Annotated in this window: 17 protein-coding genes and 3 tRNA genes; 10 read left to right on the top strand and 10 right to left on the bottom strand. The window is 66.4% G+C overall.

Features of this window, described 5'->3' with window-relative positions; translation table 11 throughout:
* Nucleotides 1–31: 31 nt before the first annotated feature.
* The 7 genes from LPA45_RS06765 to pgi all read left to right on the top strand — a co-directional run bounded on the left by LPA45_RS06765 (nt 32) and on the right by pgi (nt 8637).
* On the top strand, nt 32–997 hold the full coding sequence (locus LPA45_RS06765) for a TRAP transporter substrate-binding protein (protein ID WP_116321002.1): 966 nt from the start codon (nt 32–34) through the stop codon (nt 995–997).
* Nucleotides 998–1075: 78 nt separating this feature from the next.
* A complete protein-coding gene (locus LPA45_RS06760) occupies nt 1076–1627 on the top strand; it encodes a TRAP transporter small permease subunit (protein WP_116321003.1) in 552 nt (183 codons plus the stop codon).
* Entirely contained in the window at nt 1627–2937 is a 1311-nt protein-coding gene (locus tag LPA45_RS06755) for a TRAP transporter large permease (protein WP_317924100.1), read from the top strand. The genes LPA45_RS06760 and LPA45_RS06755 overlap by 1 nt, the downstream gene beginning before the upstream one ends.
* A 54-nt stretch (nt 2938–2991) precedes the next feature.
* The gene (locus LPA45_RS06750; RefSeq protein ID WP_317924102.1) at nt 2992–4287 is read left to right on the top strand and encodes a D-amino acid dehydrogenase; all 1296 of its coding nucleotides are present in this window, start codon (nt 2992–2994) and stop codon (nt 4285–4287) included.
* 6 nt (nt 4288–4293) lie between these two features.
* On the top strand, nt 4294–5901 hold the full coding sequence (locus tag LPA45_RS06745; protein WP_317924104.1) for an NAD(P)H-hydrate dehydratase: 1608 nt from the start codon (nt 4294–4296) through the stop codon (nt 5899–5901).
* On the top strand, nt 5898–6860 hold the full coding sequence (locus LPA45_RS06740; protein WP_116321007.1) for a DMT family transporter: 963 nt from the start codon (nt 5898–5900) through the stop codon (nt 6858–6860). The genes LPA45_RS06745 and LPA45_RS06740 overlap by 4 nt, the downstream gene beginning before the upstream one ends.
* A gap of 133 nt (nt 6861–6993) precedes the next feature.
* Complete coding sequence (gene pgi, locus LPA45_RS06735; protein ID WP_116321008.1) at nt 6994–8637, top strand: glucose-6-phosphate isomerase; 1644 nt, start codon at nt 6994–6996, stop codon at nt 8635–8637.
* Between the two features lie 4 nt (nt 8638–8641).
* On the opposite strand, the gene LPA45_RS06730 is transcribed toward pgi, so the two are convergent.
* The gene (locus tag LPA45_RS06730; protein WP_116321009.1) at nt 8642–9340 is read right to left on the bottom strand and encodes an ABC transporter ATP-binding protein; all 699 of its coding nucleotides are present in this window, start codon (nt 9338–9340) and stop codon (nt 8642–8644) included.
* On the opposite strand from LPA45_RS06730, the gene LPA45_RS06725 reads away from it, so the two are divergent.
* Complete coding sequence (locus LPA45_RS06725; protein WP_376790635.1) at nt 9327–10016, top strand: arylesterase; 690 nt, start codon at nt 9327–9329, stop codon at nt 10014–10016. The two genes, LPA45_RS06730 and LPA45_RS06725, sit on opposite strands and share 14 nt — an antisense overlap.
* Before the next feature lie 91 nt (nt 10017–10107).
* Here LPA45_RS06725 and LPA45_RS06720 read toward each other — a convergent pair whose 3' ends face one another.
* The 8 genes from LPA45_RS06720 to mnmC form a co-directional block, all read right to left on the bottom strand.
* Nucleotides 10108–12042, bottom strand: a complete 1935-nt coding sequence (locus LPA45_RS06720; protein ID WP_116321010.1) for a SurA N-terminal domain-containing protein — start codon at nt 12040–12042, stop codon at nt 10108–10110.
* Between the two features lie 287 nt (nt 12043–12329).
* A tRNA-Asp gene (locus tag LPA45_RS06715) sits at nt 12330–12406 on the bottom strand.
* A gap of 50 nt (nt 12407–12456) precedes the next feature.
* Nucleotides 12457–12532, bottom strand: a tRNA-Val gene (locus tag LPA45_RS06710).
* Nucleotides 12533–12715: 183 nt separating this feature from the next.
* Complete coding sequence (lon, locus tag LPA45_RS06705; protein WP_116321011.1) at nt 12716–15127, bottom strand: endopeptidase La; 2412 nt, start codon at nt 15125–15127, stop codon at nt 12716–12718.
* Nucleotides 15128–15382: 255 nt separating this feature from the next.
* A complete protein-coding gene (gene clpX / locus LPA45_RS06700; RefSeq protein ID WP_116321012.1) occupies nt 15383–16660 on the bottom strand; it encodes an ATP-dependent Clp protease ATP-binding subunit ClpX in 1278 nt (425 codons plus the stop codon).
* A 245-nt stretch (nt 16661–16905) separates the two neighbouring features.
* Entirely contained in the window at nt 16906–17556 is a 651-nt protein-coding gene (clpP, locus tag LPA45_RS06695) for an ATP-dependent Clp endopeptidase proteolytic subunit ClpP (RefSeq protein WP_029049269.1), read from the bottom strand.
* A gap of 112 nt (nt 17557–17668) precedes the next feature.
* Nucleotides 17669–19024, bottom strand: coding sequence for a trigger factor (gene tig, locus LPA45_RS06690; protein ID WP_116321013.1), 1356 nt, complete (start codon nt 19022–19024; stop codon nt 17669–17671).
* Between the two features lie 211 nt (nt 19025–19235).
* Entirely contained in the window at nt 19236–21209 is a 1974-nt protein-coding gene (gene mnmC, locus LPA45_RS06685) for a bifunctional tRNA (5-methylaminomethyl-2-thiouridine)(34)-methyltransferase MnmD/FAD-dependent 5-carboxymethylaminomethyl-2-thiouridine(34) oxidoreductase MnmC (RefSeq protein WP_317924114.1), read from the bottom strand.
* Nucleotides 21210–21352: 143 nt separating this feature from the next.
* Here mnmC and LPA45_RS06680 point away from each other — a divergent pair, with 143 nt between their 5' ends.
* The gene (locus LPA45_RS06680) at nt 21353–22210 is read left to right on the top strand and encodes a 23S rRNA (adenine(2030)-N(6))-methyltransferase RlmJ (protein ID WP_317924116.1); all 858 of its coding nucleotides are present in this window, start codon (nt 21353–21355) and stop codon (nt 22208–22210) included.
* 41 nt (nt 22211–22251) lie between these two features.
* On the opposite strand, the gene LPA45_RS06675 is transcribed toward LPA45_RS06680, so the two are convergent.
* Nucleotides 22252–22623: a VanZ family protein gene (locus LPA45_RS06675; protein ID WP_116321016.1), complete on the bottom strand. Its 372-nt coding sequence runs from the start codon at nt 22621–22623 to the stop codon at nt 22252–22254.
* A gap of 261 nt (nt 22624–22884) precedes the next feature.
* Here LPA45_RS06675 and LPA45_RS06670 point away from each other — a divergent pair.
* A tRNA-Leu gene (locus LPA45_RS06670) sits at nt 22885–22971 on the top strand.
* Nucleotides 22972–23169: the final 198 nt, after the last annotated feature.

The following is a 23169-nucleotide window of genomic DNA, read 5'->3' as shown; positions in this document are numbered from 1 at the left end:
GCGCCCCGCGCGCACACCAGGAGAGATCGAGATGCGAGTCAAGGCAATCGTTGCGGCCGGCCTGGCGCTGGCCGCCATGACGGTACAGGCGGATACCAAGTGGGATTTGCCCACCGGCTACCCGGCGGGCAACCTGCATACGGAAAACCTGCAGCAGATGGCCAACGACGTTGACAAGGCGACCGGCGGCAAGCTCAAGATCGTGCTGCATCCCAACGGCTCGCTGCTCAAGGCCAACGAGATCAAGCGCGGCGTGCAGACCGGCCAGGTGCAGATGGGCGAGATCCTGATGTCGCTGCTGGCCAACGAAAATCCCGTGTTCGGCATCGATGCGGTGCCGTTCCTGGCCACCAGCTACACCGATGCCTACAAGCTGTGGCAGGCATCGCGCCCGGTCACAGAGAAGGTGCTCGACAAGCAGGGCATGAAGCTGCTCTATGCGGTGGCATGGCCGCCCCAGGGCATCTACGCCAACAAGCCGATCAACTCGGCCGGCGACATGAAGGGGCTGAAGTGGCGGGCCTACAACCCGGCCACTTCGCGCATCGCCGAACTGGTCAGCGCCCAGCCGGTGACGATCCAGGCAGCGGACCTGGCGCAGGCATTGGCCACTGGCACGGTCAACTCGTTCATGTCGTCGGGCGCCACCGGGGTCGACACCAAGGTGTGGGAAAGCGTGAAGTACTTCTACACCGTGGACGCGTGGCTGCCCAAGAACATGCTGGTGGTCAGCAAGAAGGCCTTCGCGGCGCTGGACAAGCCGACGCAGGATGCCTTGCTCAAGGCCGTCGCCGACGCCGAGAAGCGCGGCTGGCAAGTCTCGGAGCAAAAGACCAAGGAGTACCTGGCAACCTTGTCGAAGAACGGCATGACGGTGCAGCCGCCCTCGCCGCAGCTCAAGGCCGACATGCAGAAGGTCGGCCAGACCATGGTGGACGACTGGGCCAAGACCGCGGGCGATGACGGCAAGGCCATCCTGAACGCTTATCGCAAGTAAGCCAGCAGCACCGCAGCCTCCCGCCAGGCCGCGCAGGCTGGCACGGCGGGGGATCCTCTCCTCCCTGACGCCGCCATCATGCCGACTGCCCCACTCCCCAAGCGCTGGCTCGACCGCCTGCTCGACCTGTTCGCCGCGCTCGGCGCGCTCTGCATCCTCGCCGTCTGCGTGATCATGATCCTGATGTCGCTGTCGCGCGAGACCGCGGTGATCTTCAAGGGCGGCGACGATATCGTCGCCTGGCTGTGCGCGGCCTCCGCCTTCCTCGTCCTCGGCCAGACCTTCCAGCACGGCGGCATCGTGCGCGTGGAAATGCTGCTCGAAGCTGTCGGGCCGCGGCGGCGCTGGGTTCTGGAGGTGGCATCGCTGACCATCTGCCTGGCCTTTGCCGCCTACGCGGCCTGGGCGCTTGGCACCTTCGCCTGGCAAAGCTGGGACATCGGCGATGTCTCGCAGGGCCAGATCGTGATCCCGCTGTGGATTCCGCAGAGCTTCGCGGTGCTGGGCATCATCGGCTTCCTGCTGGCGGTCGCTGACGAATGGCTGCGCGTGCTGCGCCGGCAGAAGCCCCGCTACCAGCTCGCGCAGGAAGCCAAGCTTGCCGCCGGCGATTTCGGGGAGACGGTCTGATGAGCACAGTCCTGGTTGCATTGGTCCTGCTGCTGGTGATGATCGTCTTCCTGGCGATCGGCGCGTGGATTCCGGTGGCGATCGCGGTCACGTCGTGGATCGGGCTGGTGGTGTTCTCCGACCGCGAGGCGCTGGTGAGCCTGGCTAACGCGTGGTGGTCGTCGAGCGCGTCATACACGCTGGCCTCGCTGCCGCTCTTTGTCTGGATGGGCGAGATCCTGTTCCGCACCAAGCTGTCGGAGCAGATGTTCAACGGGCTCTCGCCGTGGCTGAACTGGCTGCCGGGCCGGCTGATGCACGTCAACATCCTGGGCTGCGGCATCTTCGGCTCGGTATCGGGGTCGTCGGCGGCGACCTGCGCCACCATCGCCAAGTCCGCATTGCCGGAACTGACGCGGCGCGGCTACGACGAGCGCACCACGCTCGGCTCGCTGTCGTGCGCGGGCACGCTGGGCATCCTGATCCCGCCGTCGATCACGATGGTGGTGTATGCGGTGTCGGCGGACGTGTCGATCATCCGCGTGTTCCTGGCCGGCTTTATCCCCGGGCTGCTGTTGATGCTGCTGTTCTCCGGGTACATCGTGGTCTGGGCGCTGGCCAATCCGGACAAGACCCCGGCGCCGGACCGCTTCGACTGGCATGCGCGGCTGGCGTCGATCCGGCAACTGCTGCCGTGCATCGTGCTGATTGCCTTTATCACCTGGGTCATGGTCACCGGCTATGCCACCGCGACCGAAGCGGCGGCCTACGGCGTGGTGGCGTCGCTGGGGCTGGCGTGGGCGGGCGGCTCGCTGACGCGCGCGGCGTTCTGGGAGAGCCTGATGTCGGCGACGCGCCTGACCGCGATGATCATGTTCGTGCTCGGCGCCACCTCGTTCCTGTCGGTGACAATGAGCTTTACCGGCATTCCGCGCGCGCTGGCCGAGTGGGTAGCCGCGCTGCACCTGTCGCCATGGGCATTGATCGCGGTGCTGACGGTGATCTACATCGTGCTTGGCACCGCGCTGGATGGCATCTCGATGATCGCGCTGACCACCGCCACGGTGCTGCCGATGGTGCAGGCAGCGGGCTTCGACCTGGTCTGGTTCGGCATCTTCATCGTGCTGCTGGTGGAGATCGCCGAGGTGACGCCGCCGGTCGGGTTTAACCTGTTCGTGCTGCAGAGCATGACCGGCAAGGACAGCAACTATATCGCCAGGGTTTCGCTGCCGTTCTTCATGATGATGGTGGTCGCCATCGCCATCATCACGATCTGGCCGCAAGTGGTGACGTGGCTGCCCGACATGGTCATGCAGCAGGAGGTCAAATAGCATGCCCCGGGCGCCGCTTCGGTTCCGATGCACTGCGCGGAGGCTGCGAACGGCATGCACGTGATCGTCATCGGCGCCGGCGTGATCGGCGTCAGTTCCGCGTGGTACCTGCGCCAGGCCGGTTTCGACGTCACCGTTCTGGAACGGCGCGGCGCGCCCGCGCAGGAGACCAGCTTCGGCAATGCCGGCATGATCGCGCCGGGCTATGTCACGCCGTGGGCGGCGCCGGGCATGCCGGGCAAGGTGTTGCGCACGCTGTTCGCGCGCGAGGCGCCGGTGGTGTTCCGCCCATCGGCGGACCCGGCGATGTGGCGCTGGATCGCGCGCTGGCTGGGCGAATGCAAGCTGGAACGCTATCGCGCCAACAAGCTGCGGATGCAGCGGCTGGCGTTCTACAGCCGCGAGTGCCTGCACCGGCTGCGCAGCGAACTGGAGATCGACTACGAGCAGTCGCAGGGATACCTGCAGTTGTTCCGTGCCGCGCGCGACCTGGACCTGGCCGGCCCCGCCGTGGCGCTGCTGCGCGAGAACAACGTCCCGCACCAGCTGGTCAGCGCGCAGGAATGCCGGCGCATTGAACCGGGCCTGGCCGCCGATACGCCCTTGGCCGGCGGCCTGCACCTGCCCGAGGATGAGTCCGGCAACTGCCCGATGTTCGTGCGCGCTCTGCACCGGCATGCCGAGGCGGCAGGCGTCGCGTTCCGCTTCGAGACACAGGTGGCGCGCATCCGGGCGGACCAGGGCGGCAGGCTCCAGGTCGAACTTGCGCACGCCAGCGGTGGCAGCGCGCCGGCAATGGCCGCGGACCGCGTGCTGGTCGCCGCTGGCGTCGACAGCGCCCCGCTGCTACAGCCGCTGGGCCTGCACGTGCCGCTGTATCCGGTCAAGGGATACTCGGTCACGCTGCTGGTGCGCGACGAACTGCAGGCGCCTCTGGGCGCGCTGATGGACGAGTCGTACAAGATCGCGATCACGCGGCTGGGCAACCGCATGCGCGTCGCCGGCACGGCCGAGCTGGGTTCGCGCCGGCTCGACCTGCGCCCCGCCGCGCTGCGCACGCTGATCAAGGTGGCGCGCGACTGGTTCCCGGTGGCGGGCAATTACCAGGAGGCCACGCAATGGGCCGGCGCGCGCCCGATGCTGCCGGACGGTCCACCGCTGATCGGCCCCACTGCCGTGCCTGGCCTGTTCCTTAACCTCGGCCATGGTTCGACGGGCTGGGCGATGAGCTGCGGATCAGGCAAGATTGCGGCTGACCAGATCGCCGCCAGCGCCGGCGCGGCATGCGGGCCCGACATCGACATGGAGGGCCTGCTGCCGGACCGCTATGGCCTTGGCCCCGCCCGATAGCCACCCATGAGCCACCCTGCCGCATCCACCGCCGCGCCGCCAGACCAGGACAACGACTGGTTCGCGCTCGACGCCGCCTCGCCGTTGCCTGTTCCGCTGTACGACGTCGCCACCATCCGCCGCATCGAGAACGCCGCGTTTGTACGACTGCCTTCGTTCACGCTGATGTCGCGGGCCGGCGACGCCGCCGCTGGCTGGCTGGCGCGGCATGCGCCGGCCGGTCCGCTGTTGTTCCTGGCGGGCCCGGGCAACAACGGTGGCGACGCGTTGGTGGCGGCAACCCTGCTGCACGGCGCGGGCCACACGGTACAGGTATGGATCACTGCGGATCCGACCCGGCTGCCGGCCGACGCGGCGATCGCATGGCAGCAGGCGCAGGTGGCAGGCGTGCCGATACGGGAAGTTGGGGCGATGCCGGCATCGACGCCGGATCCCGCACCGGACTGGCCGCCGCAAACCGCCGCCATCGTCGACGGCCTGCTCGGCATCGGCCTGAACCGCGCCGCCAGCGGCGGCATGGCCTGGTGGATCGAACAGATCAACCGCAGCGGGCTGCCGGTCTACGCCCTCGACATTCCCAGCGGGCTGTTCGCCGACACCGGCGCGGGCGCGCCGGCGGTCCGCGCCCGCCGCACGCTGACCTTCATTGCCGCCAAGCCCGGCCTGCTGACGCTGGATGGCCGCGATTGCGCCGGCGCCGTCGACATCGCGCCGATCGGCCTCGAATATCCGCCGCCGGAACCGCCAGGCGCACGGGTCAACGGCCCTGCATTGTTCGGCGCGGCACTGCCCCGCCGCAGCCATGCCAGCAACAAGGGCACGCATGGCTCGCTGGCGGTGATCGGCGGCAACCATGGCATGACCGGTGCGCCCCTGCTTGGTGCCCGGGCTGCGCAGTTCCTGGGCACGGGCAAGGTCCATATCGGCTTTCTCGCGCAGCCGGCGCCGCTGCTCGACCCCATGCATCCGGAACTGATGCTGCATGCGCTGGACGGCCTGGCGCCCGGCGCGATGTCGGCACTGGTAATCGGGCCGGGCCTTGGCACTGATGCCACGGCGCAGCGGCACTTCGCGCGGCTGCTGCAGGGCCTCGCCGCGGCCCCGGTGCCGACGGTGCTGGACGCCGATGCGCTCAACCTGCTCGCGTCCGATCCTGCCCTCGCCGGCGCGCTGGCGGCCGCCCGGGCGCCCTGCGTGATGACGCCGCATCCGCTTGAAGCGGCGCGCCTGATGGGCACCTCGGTGGCAGACGTGCAGCGCGACCGCATCGCGGCGGCCACCGCGCTGGCTACGCAATGGCAGTCAGTGGTCGTGCTCAAGGGCTCGGGATCGGTCATCGCGGCACCGGACGGCGGTCCCGGCACGCTGAACCCGACAGGCAACGCGGCGCTGGCCAGCGCCGGCACCGGAGACGTACTGGCCGGCATGATCGGCGCACTGCTGGCGCAAGGCATGCCACCGCTGGCGGCAGCGCAGGCGGCGGTATGGATACACGGCCAGGCGGCGGACGACCTCGTCGCGCAAGGCACCGGACCGGCAGGCGTGTCCGCCAGCGAACTGTATCTGCCCGCCCGCGCCGTGTTCAACCGCTTGCTCGCGGAAAGCGCCGCATGACGGCTGGCGCGGCCTTGCTGCGTGACCCATCCGACCGCCGCCAGCTGCTGGCCGGCATCGCCCTGCTGGTGATCGGCCAATGGGTGCTGAGCCTGCTCGACGCCACCAGCAAGACGCTGACGCAGCAGGGCCTGCCGCTGGTCGCGGTGGCGTGGGTGCGCTATGTCGGCCATGTGGCCGCGATCTTCCTGCTGCTGGGGCCGTCCGGCTGGCGGCGCCACTGGCGTCCGGCAAAGCCCGGCCTGCAGTGGCTGCGCGGCGGCCTGATGCTGGTGTCGACGCTGGTGTTCTTCAGCGTGCTGATGCTGATGCCGCTGGCGCAGGCCACGGCGCTGAATTTCTGCGCACCGCTGTTCGTGGTAGCACTGTCGCCGTGGCTGCTGGGCGAGCGCCCCGGGCGGCACGCGCGCTGGATGCGCTGGACCGGCGTGATCGTCGGCTTTGCCGGCATGCTGGTGGTGGTGCGGCCAGGCGGACAGCTAAGTCCCCTCGGCGTCGGGCTGGGACTGGTGTCGGCGCTGGTGTTCGCACTGCTGCAGATGCTGACGCGCCGCATTGCCGCGCACGACACGCCCATGACCACGCTGATCCAGAGCGGCGTGACCGGCGCGTGCCTGACCACGCTGATCGTGCCCTTCTTCTGGTTCCCTGCCTGGCCTACGCCGATGCAATGTGCGCTGCTGCTGTCGGCGGGCATCACGGGCGCGCTGGGCCACTATTTCGTCATCCGTGCCTTCCAGCATGCAGATGCCTCGTTCCTGAGCCCTTTCCTGTACCTGCAGATCCTCTCGGCCACGGCGATCGGCTATCTGGCTTTCGGGCAATTGCCTGACTGGACCACGGCGGCCGGTATCGGCGTCATCTGCCTGGGTGGACTGTGCGTCGCCGGCGGCGAGCCGGCATTACGCGCGGTGGCGGCGCGTCTGCGCGCGACGCGCCCGTCGGACAACGTCCGATAGCTGGCTGGCACGGTGCCTGCTATGTTTCAAGTGGTAACGATATGCCGTGGCAACCTGCCCGGAAAGCCACATCGCTGACGCTATACTTCCCGTCTGCGACGCGGCTCGCCCCCTGCAACCTGACTAGTCCTGCATGCCCACTGACCTTCACGCCTGGAACGCCCTGCTTCGGCACCATGACACGATTCGCGATGCACAGATGCGCGAGTGGTTCGATGCCGAGGGCGCGCAACGCGTCTCGCAGTTCTCGCTGGAAGCCGCCGGCCTCTATCTCGACTATTCGAAGAACCGCATCACGCCCGAGACCATGCGGCTGCTGGTGCAACTGGCGGCCGAGTCTGGCGTGCCGCGCCGCCGAGACGCCATGTTCGCCGGCGAGCATATCAACACCACTGAGGATCGCGCGGCTCTGCATGTTGCGCTGCGCGCCACGGCCGGTGATGGCTACAAGGTCGACGGCGAGCGCGTCATGCCGGCAATCCAGCAGGTGCTGGTGCGCATGCGCGACTTCTCCGAACGCGTACGCAGCGGCGTTTGGAAAGGTGCCACGGGCGAACGCATCACCGACGTCATCAATATCGGCATCGGCGGCTCCGACCTGGGGCCGCGCATGGTCTGCCGCGCGCTGTCGCACCTGTCCGACGCCGACGGCCAGTCCGGTCCGCGCATGCACTTCGTCTCCAATGTCGACGGCACCGACCTCGCCGAGACGCTGGTGCGCCTCGATCCACAGCGCACGCTGGTGATCGTCTGCTCGAAGACCTTCACTACGCTGGAAACCATGGCCAATGCGCGCAGCGCGCGTGCCTGGTTTATCGCCAACGGGGTAGCCGAGAGTGACCTGGCCAAGCATTTCGTCGCGGTCTCGACCAATACCGACGCCGTGCGCGAGTTCGGCATCGATCCCGCCAACATGTTCGAGTTCTGGGACTGGATCGGCGGGCGCTTCTCGCTGTGGTCGTCAGTCGGCCTGTCGATCACGCTGGCGGTAGGCTTCAACGCCTTTGCCGACCTGCTCGCCGGCGGCCACGCCATGGACGAACACTTCCGCACAGCGCCGCTGGAACGCAACATGCCGGTGATCCTCGGCATGCTGGGCATCTGGTACCGCAATTTCTGGCACCTGCCGACCAGCTGCATGGCGCCCTACTCCACGTCGCTCGAACTGTTCCCCGCATTCCTGCAGCAACTGGAGATGGAGAGCAACGGCAAGTCGGTACAGCTCGACGGCCAGCGCGTGCGCACCCATACCTCGCCGGTGGTATGGGGCACGGCCGGCACCAACGGGCAGCATGCCTACTTCCAGCAGATCCACCAGGGCTCTCAGGTGGTACCGGTGGATTTTGTCGCGCCGCTGGTGCCGCCGCGCCGGCTGCCGGGCCATCACGCCAAGCTGCTCGCCAACTGCTTTGCGCAGGCCGAGGCACTGATGCGCGGCCGCAGCGCCGACGAACTGCGCGCCGCCGGCCTGACCGACGAAGTGCGCATCGCGCATATGGTGTTCGATGGCAACCGCCCCAGCAATACCTTGCTGATGGAGGACCTGACGCCGCACGTGCTGGGCGCGCTGATCGCGCTCTATGAGCACCGCACTTTCGTGCAGGGCGTGGTGTGGAAGATCAATTCGTTCGACCAGTGGGGTGTGGAGCTGGGCAAGATCCTGGCCCGGCCGATCGAAGCCGAGCTCACCGGCGCCGGCACTGGCCAGCACGACGCCTCGACCGCGGCGCTGATCGAGCGCGCCCGCGCTGTCCTGAAAGCGGGCGCTGCCAGCTAAGGCATCAGACCTCGGCGCCCATCCATTCGTCGCTGGCCACGCGCCCGGCGTCGATGGTCAGGATGCGCCCGCAGCGTGCCGCCACCGAGCGGTCATGCGTCACCAGCACCAGCGTCGAGCCTGCGTCGCGGTTGAGCGCGAACATCAGCGCGATCACTGCTTCGCCGGTGGCCGTATCGAGGCTGCCGGTCGGCTCGTCGGCAAACAGGATGTCGGGACTCGCGACGAACGCGCGTGCCAGTGCCACGCGCTGCTGCTCGCCACCCGACAGCGTGCGCGGGTAGTGGTTCAGCCGCGCGCCAAGACCGACGCGCTGCAGCATGTCCACCGCGCGCTCGCGTACCTGCGACGTTTCGCCGCGCAGTTCCAGCGGCAGCATCACGTTTTCAAGCGCTGTCAGGTGCCCCACCAGCTGGAATGACTGGAACACAAAGCCAACATGCCGACCCCGCAGCGCTGCGCGCTGGTCCTCGTCCAGTGCATACAGGTCCTGGCCGTGCAGGCGCACCGTGCCCGCGCTGGGCAGGTCCAGCCCGGCCAGCAGCCCCAGCAGCGTAGACTTCCCCGAGCCGGACGCGCCCACGATGGCCAGCGTTTCGCCCGGCGTGACGGAAAAGGACACGTCGTGCAAAATCGTCAGCGAACCTGTCGTGTCGGCTACGGTCTTTCCAAGAGACTCGACGGCAAGAATGGAAGAGGACATGGATAAAGTGATCCGAGTGATCCGAGTGATCCGGGGCAAAAGGCGCAGGCTGATGCTTGCAGCCACGATGGCGCTGACGATGTTCGGCGGGATGCAGCCAGCACAGGCCGCAGCGCCTGCGCTGCTGGTACTGGGCGACAGCCTGTCCGCCGAATACGGCATCACGCGCGGCACCGGCTGGGTCACGCTGCTGCAAGACCGGCTCAAGCAAGAGCGTTTCGATTATAACGTCGTCAATGCCAGCATCAGCGGCGAGACCACCATCGGCGGCAAGACCCGCTTGCCGGATCTGTTGTCGCGGCACCAGCCGGCCATCGTGGTGGTGGAACTGGGTGCCAACGACGCCCTGCGCGGCCTGCCGCTGCAGACCACCGAGGCCAATCTGCGCCAGATCGTCAGCAGCGCGCAGAAGGCCGGCGCCGGGGTGCTGCTGGTCGGCATGCGCATCCCGCCCAACTATGGCCAGGACTACACTGAAAAGTTCTTTTCGCTGTATCCAAGACTGGCCGGCGAATACAAGGTGCGGTTGGTGCCGTTCTTCCTCGACAAGGTGATGGCCAGGCAGGATTGGTTCCAGCCGGACCGCATCCACCCCACCGCCGAGGCGCAACCCGCGCTGCTGGACACCGTATGGCCGCAGCTCAAGCCGATGCTCAAGCGCACCGCGGCAAAGTAAACGCCTGACGACGAAGCTTCCGAAAACAAAAAACCCCTGCCACCATGGCAGGGGTTTTTTGCTTGCGGCGTGCGCGTGATGCGTGCCAGTCTTACTCGGCGCCCTGCGACTGCGTGCCGCCCGCCGGCGTCACCAGCTTGACCTTGGAACGCGCCTTCAGGCTTTCATAGAAGGCCTGCAGGTCAGCCTGGCCAGCGAGCTGCGACAGCTGCTGCGCTTCGGCCTGGCGCTGCGCCGGGTTGGCTTGCGACGGCTGGCTGACCTTGGTGACGCGATAGACGGCATAGCCGTCGGCACCCAGGTCGACACCGACCACCGCGGGCAGCTTGGTGGCATCGGCCCGCATCACTGCCTCGACCGCCTTCGGCGGCACGCCCTCGATCTTGGCGCGCGACACGGTCTGCACCGCACCGAAGCCATCGGCGCTGTCGGCCTTCTTCAGCGCCTCGACGCGTGCCTCGCCAGCCTTGCGGGCCAGCTCCGCAGCCTGCTGGGCGACATAGCCCTCACGCACCTTGGCTTCCACTTCCTCGAACTTGCGCACGGTGGCCGGGCGATAGTCGACGATACGGGCAGCCACCAGCGTGTTCGGCGCGACCTGGACGGCTTCGGTATTGCGCTTCTTCTGGATCGACTCTTCGCTGAACAGTGCCTTCAGCAGTTTCTCGTTGTTGAGCGGGTTCTGCGCGCCCAGGGCCGGGTTCGGCTGGCGGGTCACGTTCTCGGCGGTCTGGATCGTCAGCTTGTACTTGTCGGCGGCCGGCTTCAGGCTGTCAGCCTGTTCGTACACCGTGTTGCCGAAGGCGTCGGCCTGCTCGGCGAACTTCTTGTCGGCGAACTGCTTGCGCAGCTCGGCTTCCAGTTCGGTACGCACGGCTTCCAGCGGCTTGGTTTCCGACGCCTTGATGCCGGTCAGCTTGATGATGTGGTAGCCGTAGTCGGTCTCGACCACGTCACTGATCTGGCCATCCTTGAGCGCGTACATGGCGTCCTCGAACGGCTTGACCAGCGCGCCGCGGCCCATGAAGCCGAGGTCGCCGCCCTTCTCCGCCGAGCCCGGATCCTGCGACTGCTTCTTTGCCACGTCGGCAAAGGTACCGGGATGCTTGCGCAGCTCGTCCAGCAGCCTGGTGGCCTTGTCCTTGCCAGCCTGGCGTTCGGCAGCCGGCGCATCCTTAGGCGCGGCGATCAGGATATGGCTGGCGCGGCGCTGCTCATCGGTACGGAAGCGCGCGATATTGCTTTCGTAGTAGGACTTCAACTCTTCCGGCGTGACCGGCTGCGCGGCGGCAAGCGCCTCGCCCGACAACACCAGGTACTCGACCTTGGCCTGCTCCGGCACCGAGAAGGCCGACTGGTGGCTGTCATAGTAGGCCTTCAGCGCGGCGGCATCGGGCTGCACCTTGGCGGTGTAGCTGGCCGGCTTGAACACCAGCGCCTGCACATCGCGCTGCTGGTCACGCACGGCGATCAGGCGGTCGAGCAGCGACTTGGGCATGAACGCCGTCGCGGCCACCGAAGCGCCCAGTTGCTGCGTTGCCAGTTCGAAGCGCATGCGTGCGTCGAACTGCTCGGGCGTCATGCCCTGCGACTGCAGCAGCTGCAGGTACGCCTTGTCGTCGATCTTGCCGTCTTTCGTGCGCGGCAGCTGGGCGATCGCCGGCAGGCTGCTGATTTCCTCGAGCAACTTGGCATCCGACACGGTCAGGTGCTCGCGCGCCACGGTATTGGCCATCACGCGCTGCAGGATCAGCTGGTCCAGTACCGCCTTGCGGGCATCCGGGCCCTCGAACTGGCGCGGATCGTAATTGGCACCGAGGATCTGGCGCGCACGCTCGCTCTGGTCACGGACGACGTTGTCGACTTCCTGAACGCTGATGGCCCGGCCATCGACCTTGGCCGCATCGTGCGAGCTGTCCATGAAGCGCGAGTAGCTCTCCACGCCGAAAAACACGAACGACGGGAAAACAAGCACCAGCAGCAGCAAGAGCATCAGGCGCCGGTTGTTGCGTACGAAATCAAGCATGCGGATTCGGGTAGTGGATTGGCACGAAAGACAAACTCCGCGATTCTAGCAGGAGCCGGTGGGGGCGGCCCTTTTGTGCAGGGCGGGAAACTTGCGGCAGAAATGAAAAACGCCCGCTAAAGCGGGCGTTTCATAAAACTGGCGGAGTGGACGGGACTCGCCCACATCCCGCGGGCCGCGGCTGCGCTTGCAAGCGCAGCCCTTCGATTCCCGCCGGAAGCCGCGCAGGCGGCTTCCTCCCCTCCGCAAAATGAAAAACGCCCGCTAAAGCGGGCGTTTCATAAAACTGGCGGAGTGGACGGGACTCGAACCCGCGACCCCCGGCGTGACAGGCCGGTATTCTAACCGACTGAACTACCACTCCATTGTCGGTTGCTTCCTGCCGCATGTTTGCCGCGCTTGCGATGGGGAGCGTGGTGGGTGCTGAGGGGCTCGAACCCCCGACCTACGCCTTGTAAGGGCGCCGCTCTACCAACTGAGCTAAGCACCCGCTCGACCATCGCAGGCAGGCTGCCTGCAGGTTGCTTTCGCTTCGCACCTCGCGGCAGTTGCCGTGGTTTGCGTTGCGAGGGCGCAAGTGTAATACAGGGGATTTCAGTTTGCCAAGGCCGTGCGCATAAAAAAACGCCGCCGGGCATCGCTGCCCCGCGGCGTTCATTTCACTCTGCCCGGATCAGTGGTGCAAGCGCTCCACCTTGGCCGCGGCCTTGTCCGCCACGTCAGCGGGCTTGGCATCGTCTTCCGGCAACGGCTCGGGCTTGCGCTCGAGCGCCAGTTCCAGCACCTTGTCGATCCAGCGGACCGGCACGATCTCGATGGCGTTCTTCACGTTGTCGGGGATCTCGGCCAGATCCTTGACGTTTTCCTCCGGGATCAGCACCAGCTTGATGCCGCCACGGTGGGCCGCCAGCAGCTTCTCCTTCAGGCCGCCAATCGGCAGCACCTCGCCGCGCAGCGTGATCTCGCCGGTCATGGCGACATCCGCGCGCACCGGGATGCCGGTCAGCACCGACACCAGCGCCGTGGTCATGGCACCGCCTGCCGAAGGGCCGTCCTTGGGCGTGGCGCCTTCGGGCACGTGGATGTGGATGTCGCGCTTCTCGAACATCTCATCCGTGATACCCAGGCGACGTGCCCGCGAACGCACCACCGAACGCGCAGCCTCGACCGACTCCTTCATCACATCGCCCAGCGAACCGGTGCGGGTGATGTTGCCTTTGCCCGGCATGATCGCGGCTTCGATGGTCAGCAGGTCGCCACCCACCTCGGTCCACGCCAGCCCGGTCACCTGGCCAACCTGGTTTTCCTTGCCGGCCAGGCCGAAGTCGTACTTGCGCACGCCCAGGAATTTGTCCAGGTTCTCGGAATCGACCTTGATCGTGCCCGACTCCTTCTTCAGCAGCAGCAGCTTGACCACCTTGCGGGCGATCTTGGACACCTCGCGTTCCAGCGAACGAACGCCTGCTTCACGCGTGTAGTAGCGGATGATGTCGCGGATCGCATCTTCTGCGACCTCGATCTCGCCTGCCTTCAGACCATTGTTCTTGATCTGCTTGGGCAGCAGGTAGCGCTGGGCGATATTGACCTTCTCGTCCTCAGTGTAACCCGACAGGCGGATCACTTCCATACGGTCGAGCAGCGGCGGCGGGATGTTCAGCGAGTTCGACGTCGCCACGAACATCACGTCGGAAAGGTCAAAGTCCACCTCGATATAGTGGTCCTGGAACGTGTGGTTCTGTTCCGGGTCCAGCACCTCGAGCAGCGCCGACGACGGATCGCCGCGGAAATCCATGCCCATCTTGTCGATTTCATCGAGCAGGAAGAGCGGATTGCGCACGCCGACCTTGGACAGGCTCTGCAGGATCTTGCCCGGCATCGAACCGATGTAGGTACGGCGGTGGCCGCGGATCTCGGCCTCGTCACGCACGCCACCCAGTGCCATGCGCACGAACTTGCGGTTCGTCGCGCGCGCCACTGACTGGCCGAGCGAGGTCTTGCCCACGCCGGGAGGCCCGACCAGGCACAGGATCGGCGCCTTCACCTTGTCCACGCGCTGTTGCACCGCGAGGTACTCGAGAATGCGTTCCTTGACCTTCTCCAGGCCGTAGTGGTCTTCATCCAGCACGCGCTCGGCGTTGGCCAGGTCGTTGTTGACCTTGCTCTTCTTGCGCCACGGCAGGTTCACCAGCGTGTCGATGTAGTTGCGCACGACAGTGGCTTCGGCCGACATCGGCGACATCAGCTTGAGCTTCTTGAATTCGGCGTCGGCCTTCTTCTTGGCTTCCTTCGGCATGCGCGCCGCCTTGATGCGCTTGTCGAGCTCTTCCAGGTCGGCGCCTTCTTCGCCCTCGCCCAGTTCCTTCTGGATGGCCTTGACCTGCTCGTTCAGGTAGTACTCGCGCTGGCTCTTCTCCATCTGGCGCTTGACGCGGCCACGGATGCGCTTTTCAACCTGCAGGATGTCGATCTCGCCCTCGAGCTGCGACAGCAGGCTTTCCAGGCGCTCGGTCACATTGACCATCTCCAGGATCTTCTGCTTCTGCTCGAGCTTGATCGGCAGGTGCGCGGCGATGGTGTCGGCCAGGCGGCCTGCCTCGTCGATGCCCGACAGCGAGGTCAGGATCTCCGGCGGGATCTTCTTGTTGAGCTTTACGTACTGGTCGAACTGCGACACGATCGCGCGGCGCAGGGCCTCGGTCTCGGCGCTTTCGCCAGGTGCGGGCGGCACGGGCACGGCTTCGCACATGAAGTGCGAATCGTCCTCGCTCACCTCGCGGATATTGGCACGCTGGGTACCCTCGACCAGCACCTTCACGGTACCGTCGGGCAGCTTCAGCATTTGCAGGATATTGGCGATGCAGCCGACCTCGTACAGGTCGTCGGCGGTCGGCTCGTCCTTGGCCGCCGTCTTCTGGGCTACGAGCATGATGCTCTTGCCCGCCTCCATCGCAGTCTCAAGCGCCTTGATGGACTTCGGGCGTCCCACGAACAGCGGGATCACCATGTGCGGAAACACCACCACGTCGCGCAGCGGCAACAGTGGGAGGCGAATCGGCTCGGCCGGGAGGAGTTGTGTTCCGGACATCATTTTCCCCAAGTCAGTCATTTAAGGCGTAAGTTGGGCCGCCTGAGTCGATTACAAGATACGTGCCAATCGATTCACCAAGACAGGAAGATGCCGCTTCCTGCACTTGCAGGCCCCTCTGAAACAGCATACCCGCGTTTCCTCCTTCTCGTCGGTGGAAATAAACAAAAAAAGCCGCTCGCTTCTACGCGAACGGCTTTCTCGCCTGGCTGCCGGTGTGGTTCCAACCACTTACCACCGATGGCAGCCCTCGCGTCAGTTGGAGCCTGCCACTTTCGGCTGCTGCTCTTCGTACATCAGCAGCGGCGGCGCGTCGCCGGTGATCGTATTTTCATCGATCACCACCTTTTGCACGCCCTTGTAATTCGGCAGGTCATACATGACGTCCATCAGCGATTGCTCCAGGATCGAACGCAGGCCACGGGCACCGGTCTTGCGGCGGATTGCCTTGCGCGCGATGGCGGTGAGCGCGCCGGGGCGGATTTCCAGCTCGACGCCTTCCATCGCCAGCAGCTTCTGGTATTGCTTTACCAGCGCGTTCTTGGGCTCGACCAGGATCTGCATCAGCGCGGCCTCGTCCAGCTTGGACAGCGTGGCGACCACCGGCAGGCGGCCGATCAGTTCCGGGATCAGGCCGAACTTGATCAGGTCTTCCGGCTCGGTCTGCGGCAGGACTTCGCTGACTTCGCGCTCTTCCTTGCTCTTGACCTGCGCGGCAAAGCCGATGCCGGTCTTGTCCGAACGCTGCATGATGACCTTTTCCAGGCCGTCGAAGGCACCGCCGCAAATGAACAGGATGTTGGTCGTGTCCACCTGCAGGAAATCCTGGTTCGGGTGCTTGCGGCCGCCCTGCGGCGGCACCGAGGCCATGGTGCCCTCGATCAGCTTGAGCAGCGCCTGCTGCACGCCCTCGCCCGAGACGTCGCGCGTAATCGACGGGTTGTCGGACTTGCGCGAAATCTTGTCGATCTCATCGATGTAGACGATGCCGCGCTGCGCCTTTTCGACTTCATAGTTGCAGTTCTGCAGCAGCTTCTGGATGATGTTCTCGACGTCCTCGCCCACGTAGCCGGCTTCGGTCAGCGTGGTCGCGTCAGCGATCACGAACGGCACGTTGAGCAGGCGCGCCAGCGTCTGCGCGAGCAGCGTCTTGCCGGAGCCGGTCGGCCCGATCAGCAGGATGTTGCTCTTGGACAGCTCGACATCGTCCTTCTTGCCGAGGTGCTTCAGGCGCTTGTAGTGGTTGTACACCGCCACAGCCAGGATCTTCTTGGCCTGTTCCTGGCCGATCACATACTGGTCCAGGCTTTCGCGGATTTCGTGGGGCGTGGGCAGGTCCGAGCGCGCGGCCGCGGCGGCGTCTTTCTCGGTTGCGGTGGCTTCGTCACGAATGATCTCGTTGCACAGGTCGATGCATTCGTCGCAAATGAACACCGAGGGGCCCGCGATCAGCTTCTTGACCTCATGCTGGCTCTTGCCGCAAAAGGAGCAGTAAAGAAGCTTTTCGCTGGATGAACCTTTTTTGTCCGCCATAGGAATCAGTCACTTTTGCATTGCGCACACCGCGGGGCGAAAGGCTCCCCGGCGATACGCTTTAAACGCATCATACGCCAAAACAATTGGCCTCACCGGCGCTCTCCCCCGGCTGTGGGGCAAAAGCAAAAAACGAGGCACAAGGCCTCGTTCCGGTGTAGCCTTCGCCATTTGGTGCAACGCTGCCGCGCCGGACGTCCCGCGCAATGCGGGTTGCCCGGCTACCACAACGGCGGCCAGTGGCATCAGCCGCGGCGGGCAATGACCTTGTCCACCAGGCCGTAGTCCACTGCCTGGTCGCCGCTCATGAAGTTGTCGCGATCGGTATCGCGCGCAATCTTCTCGACCGGCTGGCCGGTCACTTCCGACAGGATGCTGTTCAGCCGCTCGCGCAGGTACAGGATCTCGCGCGCCTGAATCTCGATATCCGAGGCCTGGCCGCGCGCGCCGCCCAGCGGCTGGTGGATCATGATGCGCGAGTTCGGCAGCGCGAACCGCTTGCCTTTCGCACCAGCCGCCAGCAGGAAGGCACCCATGCTTGCCGCCATGCCCATGCAGAGCGTGGACACGTCGGGCTTGATGAACTGCATGGTGTCGTAGATCGCCAGCCCCGCCGACACGGAACCGCCCGGCGAGTTGATATAGAGCGACACGTCCTTGTCGGGGTTTTCGCTCTCCAGGAACAGCAGCTGCGCCACCACCAGGTTGGCGGTCTGGTCGTTGACCTCGCCCACCATAAACACCACACGCTCCTTCAGCAGGCGCGAATAGATGTCATAGGCGCGCTCGCCCCGGCCGGACTGCTCGACGACCATCGGCACCAGCCCCAGGCCCTGGGTTTCCAGCGCCGAAGCCTGCGTGGTGGCGAGACGGTCAAGCAAATCATTGCGGGTCATGCAGGTTCTCCATGGATTCATCGGATCGCAAGGCAATCAGTCACTCGGGACACCGGCCCGCTCCCCCGCGCCTTGGCGCCGAAGAAAGCGGGCTTGCGGGTTATCCCCGACCTCAGGCTTGCTGCTGGTTGCCTTCGGCGGTGAGTTCCTCGAAGGACACCTTCTTGTCGGTGACCTTGGCCTTGTCGCACACGAAATTTACCACGTTGTTTTCGAGCACGTAGGCTTCCATTTCGGCAAGGCGCTGCTGGTCGCCGTAGTACCAGCGCATCACTTCCTTCGGGTCTTCGTAGCTCTTGGCGAAGTCTTCGATCTCAGCCTTGATCTGGTCGGCCTTGGCTTCCAGGCCATTGGCCTTGACGATCTCGGCCAGGATCAGGCCCAGCTTGACGCGGCGCTCAGCCTGCTGCGTGAACATCTCGGCCGGGATCGGCATGTCCTTGGCGTTAGGCATGCCACGCTGTTCCAGGTCGCGGCGGGCCATCTCGACCAGGCGTTCCTGGTCCTGCTCGATCAGGGCCTTGGGCACTTCCAGCTCGCTTGCCTTCAGCAGGGCTTCCATGACCTGGTCCTTCAGCATGGAATGCGTGCGGCGCTTGACTTCGCGCTCCAGGTTCTCGCGGATGTCGGCGCGCATTTTCTCAACGCTGCCGTCGGCGATGCCCAGCGACTTGGCGAAGGCTTCGTTGACTTCCGGCAGGTGGGCCCACTCGATCTTCTTCAGCGTCACGGTGAACTCGGCAGTCTTGCCGGCCACTTCCTTGCCGTGGTAGTCCTCCGGGAATGCCAGCGGGAAGGTCTTGCTCTCGCCGACCTTCAGACCCAGCGCGGCTTGCTCGAACTCGGGCAGCATGCGGCCTTCGCCCAGCACGAACGGGAAGTCCTCGGCCTTGCCGCCGGCGAACTCTTCACCGTCGATCTTGCCGACGAAGTCCAGCGTCACGCGGTCGCCATTCTGGGCCGCGACGTCGGCACCGCCGTCGCCGTGCTCGCCGGCTTCGCCGCGGGTGTGGTAATGCACGCGCTGCTTGCGCAGGATGTCGACGGTCTTGTCGACTTCGGCGTCGGTGATCTCGGTGCCGGTACGGGTGACTTCGGCAGCCGCCAGGTCGCCGATCTTCACTTCCGGGTACACCTCGAAGGTGGCATCGAACGCGACCTGGTCAGCGTCCACGCCTTCGGTCTTGATCTCGAACTTGGGCTGGCCGGCAACCTTGACGTCCTGCTCCTTGGTGAGGTCGAAGAACTTGCGCGCGGCCTTGTCGAAGCGCACTTCGAACTCGACTTGCTGGCCGTATTGCTTCTCGACCATCTTCATCGGCACCTTGCCCGGACGGAAGCCCGACATCTTCACGGTCTTCGACAGGCGAACCAGGCGCTCCTGCTTTTCCTTCTCCACTTCGGCCTTGGGGATGGCCAGGGTCACCTTGCGGTCCAGCTTGCCGAGGTTCTCAATCACGTTCGACATGGTCGTAGATCCAATCCAGAAATGTAGTTGTGTTCGTTGGCGCTACCGCTTGCGCTGCGCCATTTGCAGCACTGCCTGGGGCCGACGCGGCGCGACGGCGCACGGAGGGCTCCGCGCAAACGGAAAACGAGGATTATCGCACGGTTTCGGTTCGGTTCCGGCAGTTTTTACCCTGAAGCGGGCCAGGAACTGCTTTCCGGCACCTTCGCCGCTAGCCCACCTGGCCGTGGCGCAGCGCGCGCAGCAGCAGGCGTGCCGGATCGATGGCATCGGCCAGGTCGACCTCGAGCGGCAATGGCTCGCCTTCGATCTGGCTGGCCAGCAGCTCGGCCCCCAGTGCTGCCCAGGTGAGGCCGCGCGACCCATAGGCAAGGGCTGCGTACAGGCCTGGGACACGTGGCAGGTCGCGCAGGTGCGCGCCGCGCAACGCATTCGCGTGTGCACGCGCGGCCGCCTCGTCGGCGACCTGCCCGATCAGCGGCAGCCGGTTGTGCGTAACCGTGCGCACGCCGACATAGCCCGTCAGCGTGGCGGGATCGATACCGGCCACCGCGCCAGACTGCCGCGGCAGCAGACCAGCCAGGCGTGCAAGGTTTGCCGCATGCACTTCCGGACGCTCGGCCAGTGGCCCTTCGTCAGGGTCGTAGCTGGACCCGACACGGCCTGTGCCGTCCGCGGCACGCGGCAGCAGGTAGCCGGCGCCCGTTACCACGCAGTCCGGCCAGCGGCCGATCGCATCGGCCTGCGCTGCGGGCAGCGTGGTGAGCTGGCCGCGCACGCGCCGCATGGTCCAGTGCTGTTGCGGCAGCAGTTGCTGCGCCTCGTGCGCATTGGCCAGCACCAGCACCGGCGCCGACGCCAGTACGGCGCCGTCAGCGTCCAGCGCGTGCCACTGGTCATCTTCGCGCGCGATGCTTGCCACGCGGCAACCGAAGCGCGCGGTGACCGCGTCGCCGGCACGGGCCAGCTGCGCCACGCAGATGTCGGGCGGCGCCACCCAGCCGCCGGCGGGAAACCACAGCCCTCCCCGCGGCACGCCGGCACGGTGGGCAGACGCTGCCTCCTCCGCGCTCATCCAGCGCACGAACGATTCCGGCAATCCCATGGCCACCAGCGCGGTGCGCTGGGCCTCGCCTTCGGCCTCGTCCTCGCCGATCTGCAGCACGCCGCAGCCGTGCCAGTTGACCGGATGCCCGGCCTCGCACAACGCGCCCCAGGCGCGCAGTGCGTACAGGTTGCCGGCGCGCGAAAGGCGCGACAGCAGGCTGTCGTCGGCGGACAAATGGGCATGCATGGCCGCCGCGCGGTGCGCCGAGGTCTGCCGCGCGGGGCCGTCGTGGCCATCGAACAGCGTAATGCGCCAGCCGCGCGCGGCCAGGCGCTCGGTCACGGCGCAACCGGCCAGACCGGCACCGATCACGATGGCATGCCGATCGGGCCACTGCGCCGCCGGCGGCGGCGCATGGCGGCGCAACTTCCACAGCGGCCGGAAGCGCGCGACCGTCATGTCGCGCTTGCCGCCGAAGCCCGGCGCCTTGCTGACTTCGAACCCGACCTCCTTCAGCCCTCGCCGTACGAACCCCGCGGCGGTGTAGGTAGCCAGCGTCGCGCCCGGCCGGGCCAGCCGCGCCAGCCCCCGGAACACCGGCGGCGACCACATGTCCGCATTGCGCGCCGGCGAAAAGCCGTCGAGGTAGAAGGCATCGGCACCCACCGCCAGCTTCGGCAGCAATTGCTCGGCGTCACCCAGCGCCAGCGTCAGCACCACTTGCCCGCCGTCGAATGCCAGCCGGTGCAGGCCAGGCAAGGCATCGGGCCATTGCGCCTGCAGCGCCTGCGCCAGCGGCTCCAGCCCATCCAGGCCGTCGTGCAGCCGCGCCAGGCCCTCTCGCGTGAAGGGATGCTTCTCGATCGAGACGAAATGCAGCGAGCCGCAGCGCTGGGGATCGTCGCGCCACGCCTGCCAGGTTGCCAGGAAATTCAGCCCCTGGCCGAAGCCGGTCTCGACGATGACGAACTGGCGCTGGCCGGCCCACGCCTGCGGCAGGCCATTGCCGCCGAGGAAGACGTAGGCGGCCTGCGCCAGCCCGCCTTCGGTGCTGTGGTAGACGTCGTCGTAGCGGGGTGAGTACGGGGTGCCTTCGGCAGACAGGATGGGCTCGGCGGGCTCGAGTGCGCGCGGCATGGGATACGGATACTAGGGGCCCGGGCGGACGTGCCGGACATGGGAGGGGGCGACTCGCCGCGGATGGTAGCATAGCGGCCTTCCCCGCAGTGGCCACGCCGCCCTGCTCCCGACCCTGCGCCTCAGCGGCGCCCCGCTTCGCCATGCTCAGCTATCGTCACGCCTTCCATGCCGGCAACCATGCCGATGTCCTCAAACATGCCGTCGTCGTGCAGTTGCTCGAGCACCTTGCGCAGAAGGACAAGGCGTTCTGGTATATCGACACCCACGCCGGCGCCGGGCTCTATGCGCTCGAGCACGAATGGGCGCAGAAGAAGGCCGAGTTCGAGACCGGCATTGCGCCCCTGTGGCAGGCCGCCGCCAGCGGCACCGCGCTGCCGCCGCTGCTGGACGAGTACCTGGACCAGGTCCGGGCGCTGAACCAGGACGGCAACCTGCGCCACTACCCTGGTTCGCCATGGCTGGCCTGGCAGATGCTGCGCGAGCACGACCGGCTGCGCCTGTTCGAACTGCACAGCACCGAAATCCAGGTGCTACGCGACAACTTCCGCGGCGCCGGCCGCCGCGTGATGCTGTACGACGGCGACGGCTTCGGCGGCATCAAGGCGATCCTGCCGCCGCCGCCGCGGCGCGCGCTGGTGCTGGTGGACCCGTCCTACGAAGACAAGCAGGACTACGCCCGCACCGTGCAGACCGTGCGCGACGGCCTGGAGCGCTTTGCCACGGGCGTCTACGCGGTCTGGTATCCCCAGGTGCAACGGCGCGAATCGCTGCAGCTGCCGGTGCAGCTGAAGGCCCTGCCGCTCAAGAGCTGGCTGCACGTGACGCTGACGGTCAGGCACCCGGCCGAAGGCGGGCTGGGGTTGCACGGCAGCGGCATGTTTATCGTCAACCCGCCGTGGCGGCTGAAGGAAATGCTGCAGGAGGCGATGCCGCTGCTGGTCGGCCTGCTCGGCCAGGACGACGGCGCGAAGTTCACGCTGGAAGCCGAAGAGCGGTAGCGCGAGGCGCCGCCGCGCCCGTTAGCGCCAGCTAGCGCAAATCAGCGCGGCAAGCGCCGGCCGCGGTTGCGCCACAGCCAGTCCAGCGCCAGGCCTGCCAGCACCCCGCAGGTGTCCGCCACCAGGTCGAGCCAGTCGGCTTCGCGGTAGGCGGTCATGCCCTGCAGCAACTCGATCACGCCGCCATAAGCAACCAGCACCACCAGCAAGGCTAGCCAGTGGCCGCCATAGGCGCGCCGCCCCAGCAGCGCCAGCACAACGAAGGCCAGCAGGTGGTTGCCCTTGTCCCAGCCTGTGCTTGGCAACGGCTGGGATGGCGGCATCAGCGACAGGGCCAGCACGGCGCAGGCACAGGCCCAGAACAGCAGACGCCACGGCGGCGCCTTCAAAGAGGAAGTCAGACCAGGGAGCATGGGACGGGGAGCGCGCCGCCCCAGGCGGCACGCGTTGGCAATGCCGACAATATATATCGACGGCCGGCAGGGGTGGATTCCCCCGGCGCCTTGCGCTACAATCCGCAGCCTCGTTGCGCTGCAGGCGCATAAGCTGCCACGGCAGGCGCCGGCAGCAGCGGACCGATGAAAGGCGGGCAGTTCCAGCCGCCTTTTTTGCTTTCGTGTCCCGCACAGGCAACGAGCATCGCGGCCGCCCGTCCGGGCTGCGCCGCAAGGACCGCGAGGGTGGCGAAATTGGTAGACGCACCAGGTTTAGGTCCTGACGCCAGCAATGGTGTAGGGGTTCGAGTCCCCTCCCTCGCACCATCCGCCTCTTCCCGTGGCGGTCTCACCACATCCCCAGTCGAACCGATAACGCCGCGGCAGATCGCATAGCCATGGAGCTTCCGCACGTGAAACTTCAGCGCTATCATGGCCGGCATATCGTTATTCGATATGCCCGTATATTGGTGCAATATCCTGCCATCGTGGTGCAGCGGGCCCGTCGCTGGTGCCCCCGTGCCG

This window comes from Cupriavidus sp. Agwp_2 (assembly GCF_040784895.1).
Classification (GTDB): domain Bacteria; phylum Pseudomonadota; class Gammaproteobacteria; order Burkholderiales; family Burkholderiaceae; genus Cupriavidus.
This window is presented reverse-complemented; position numbering and strand designations above follow the sequence as displayed.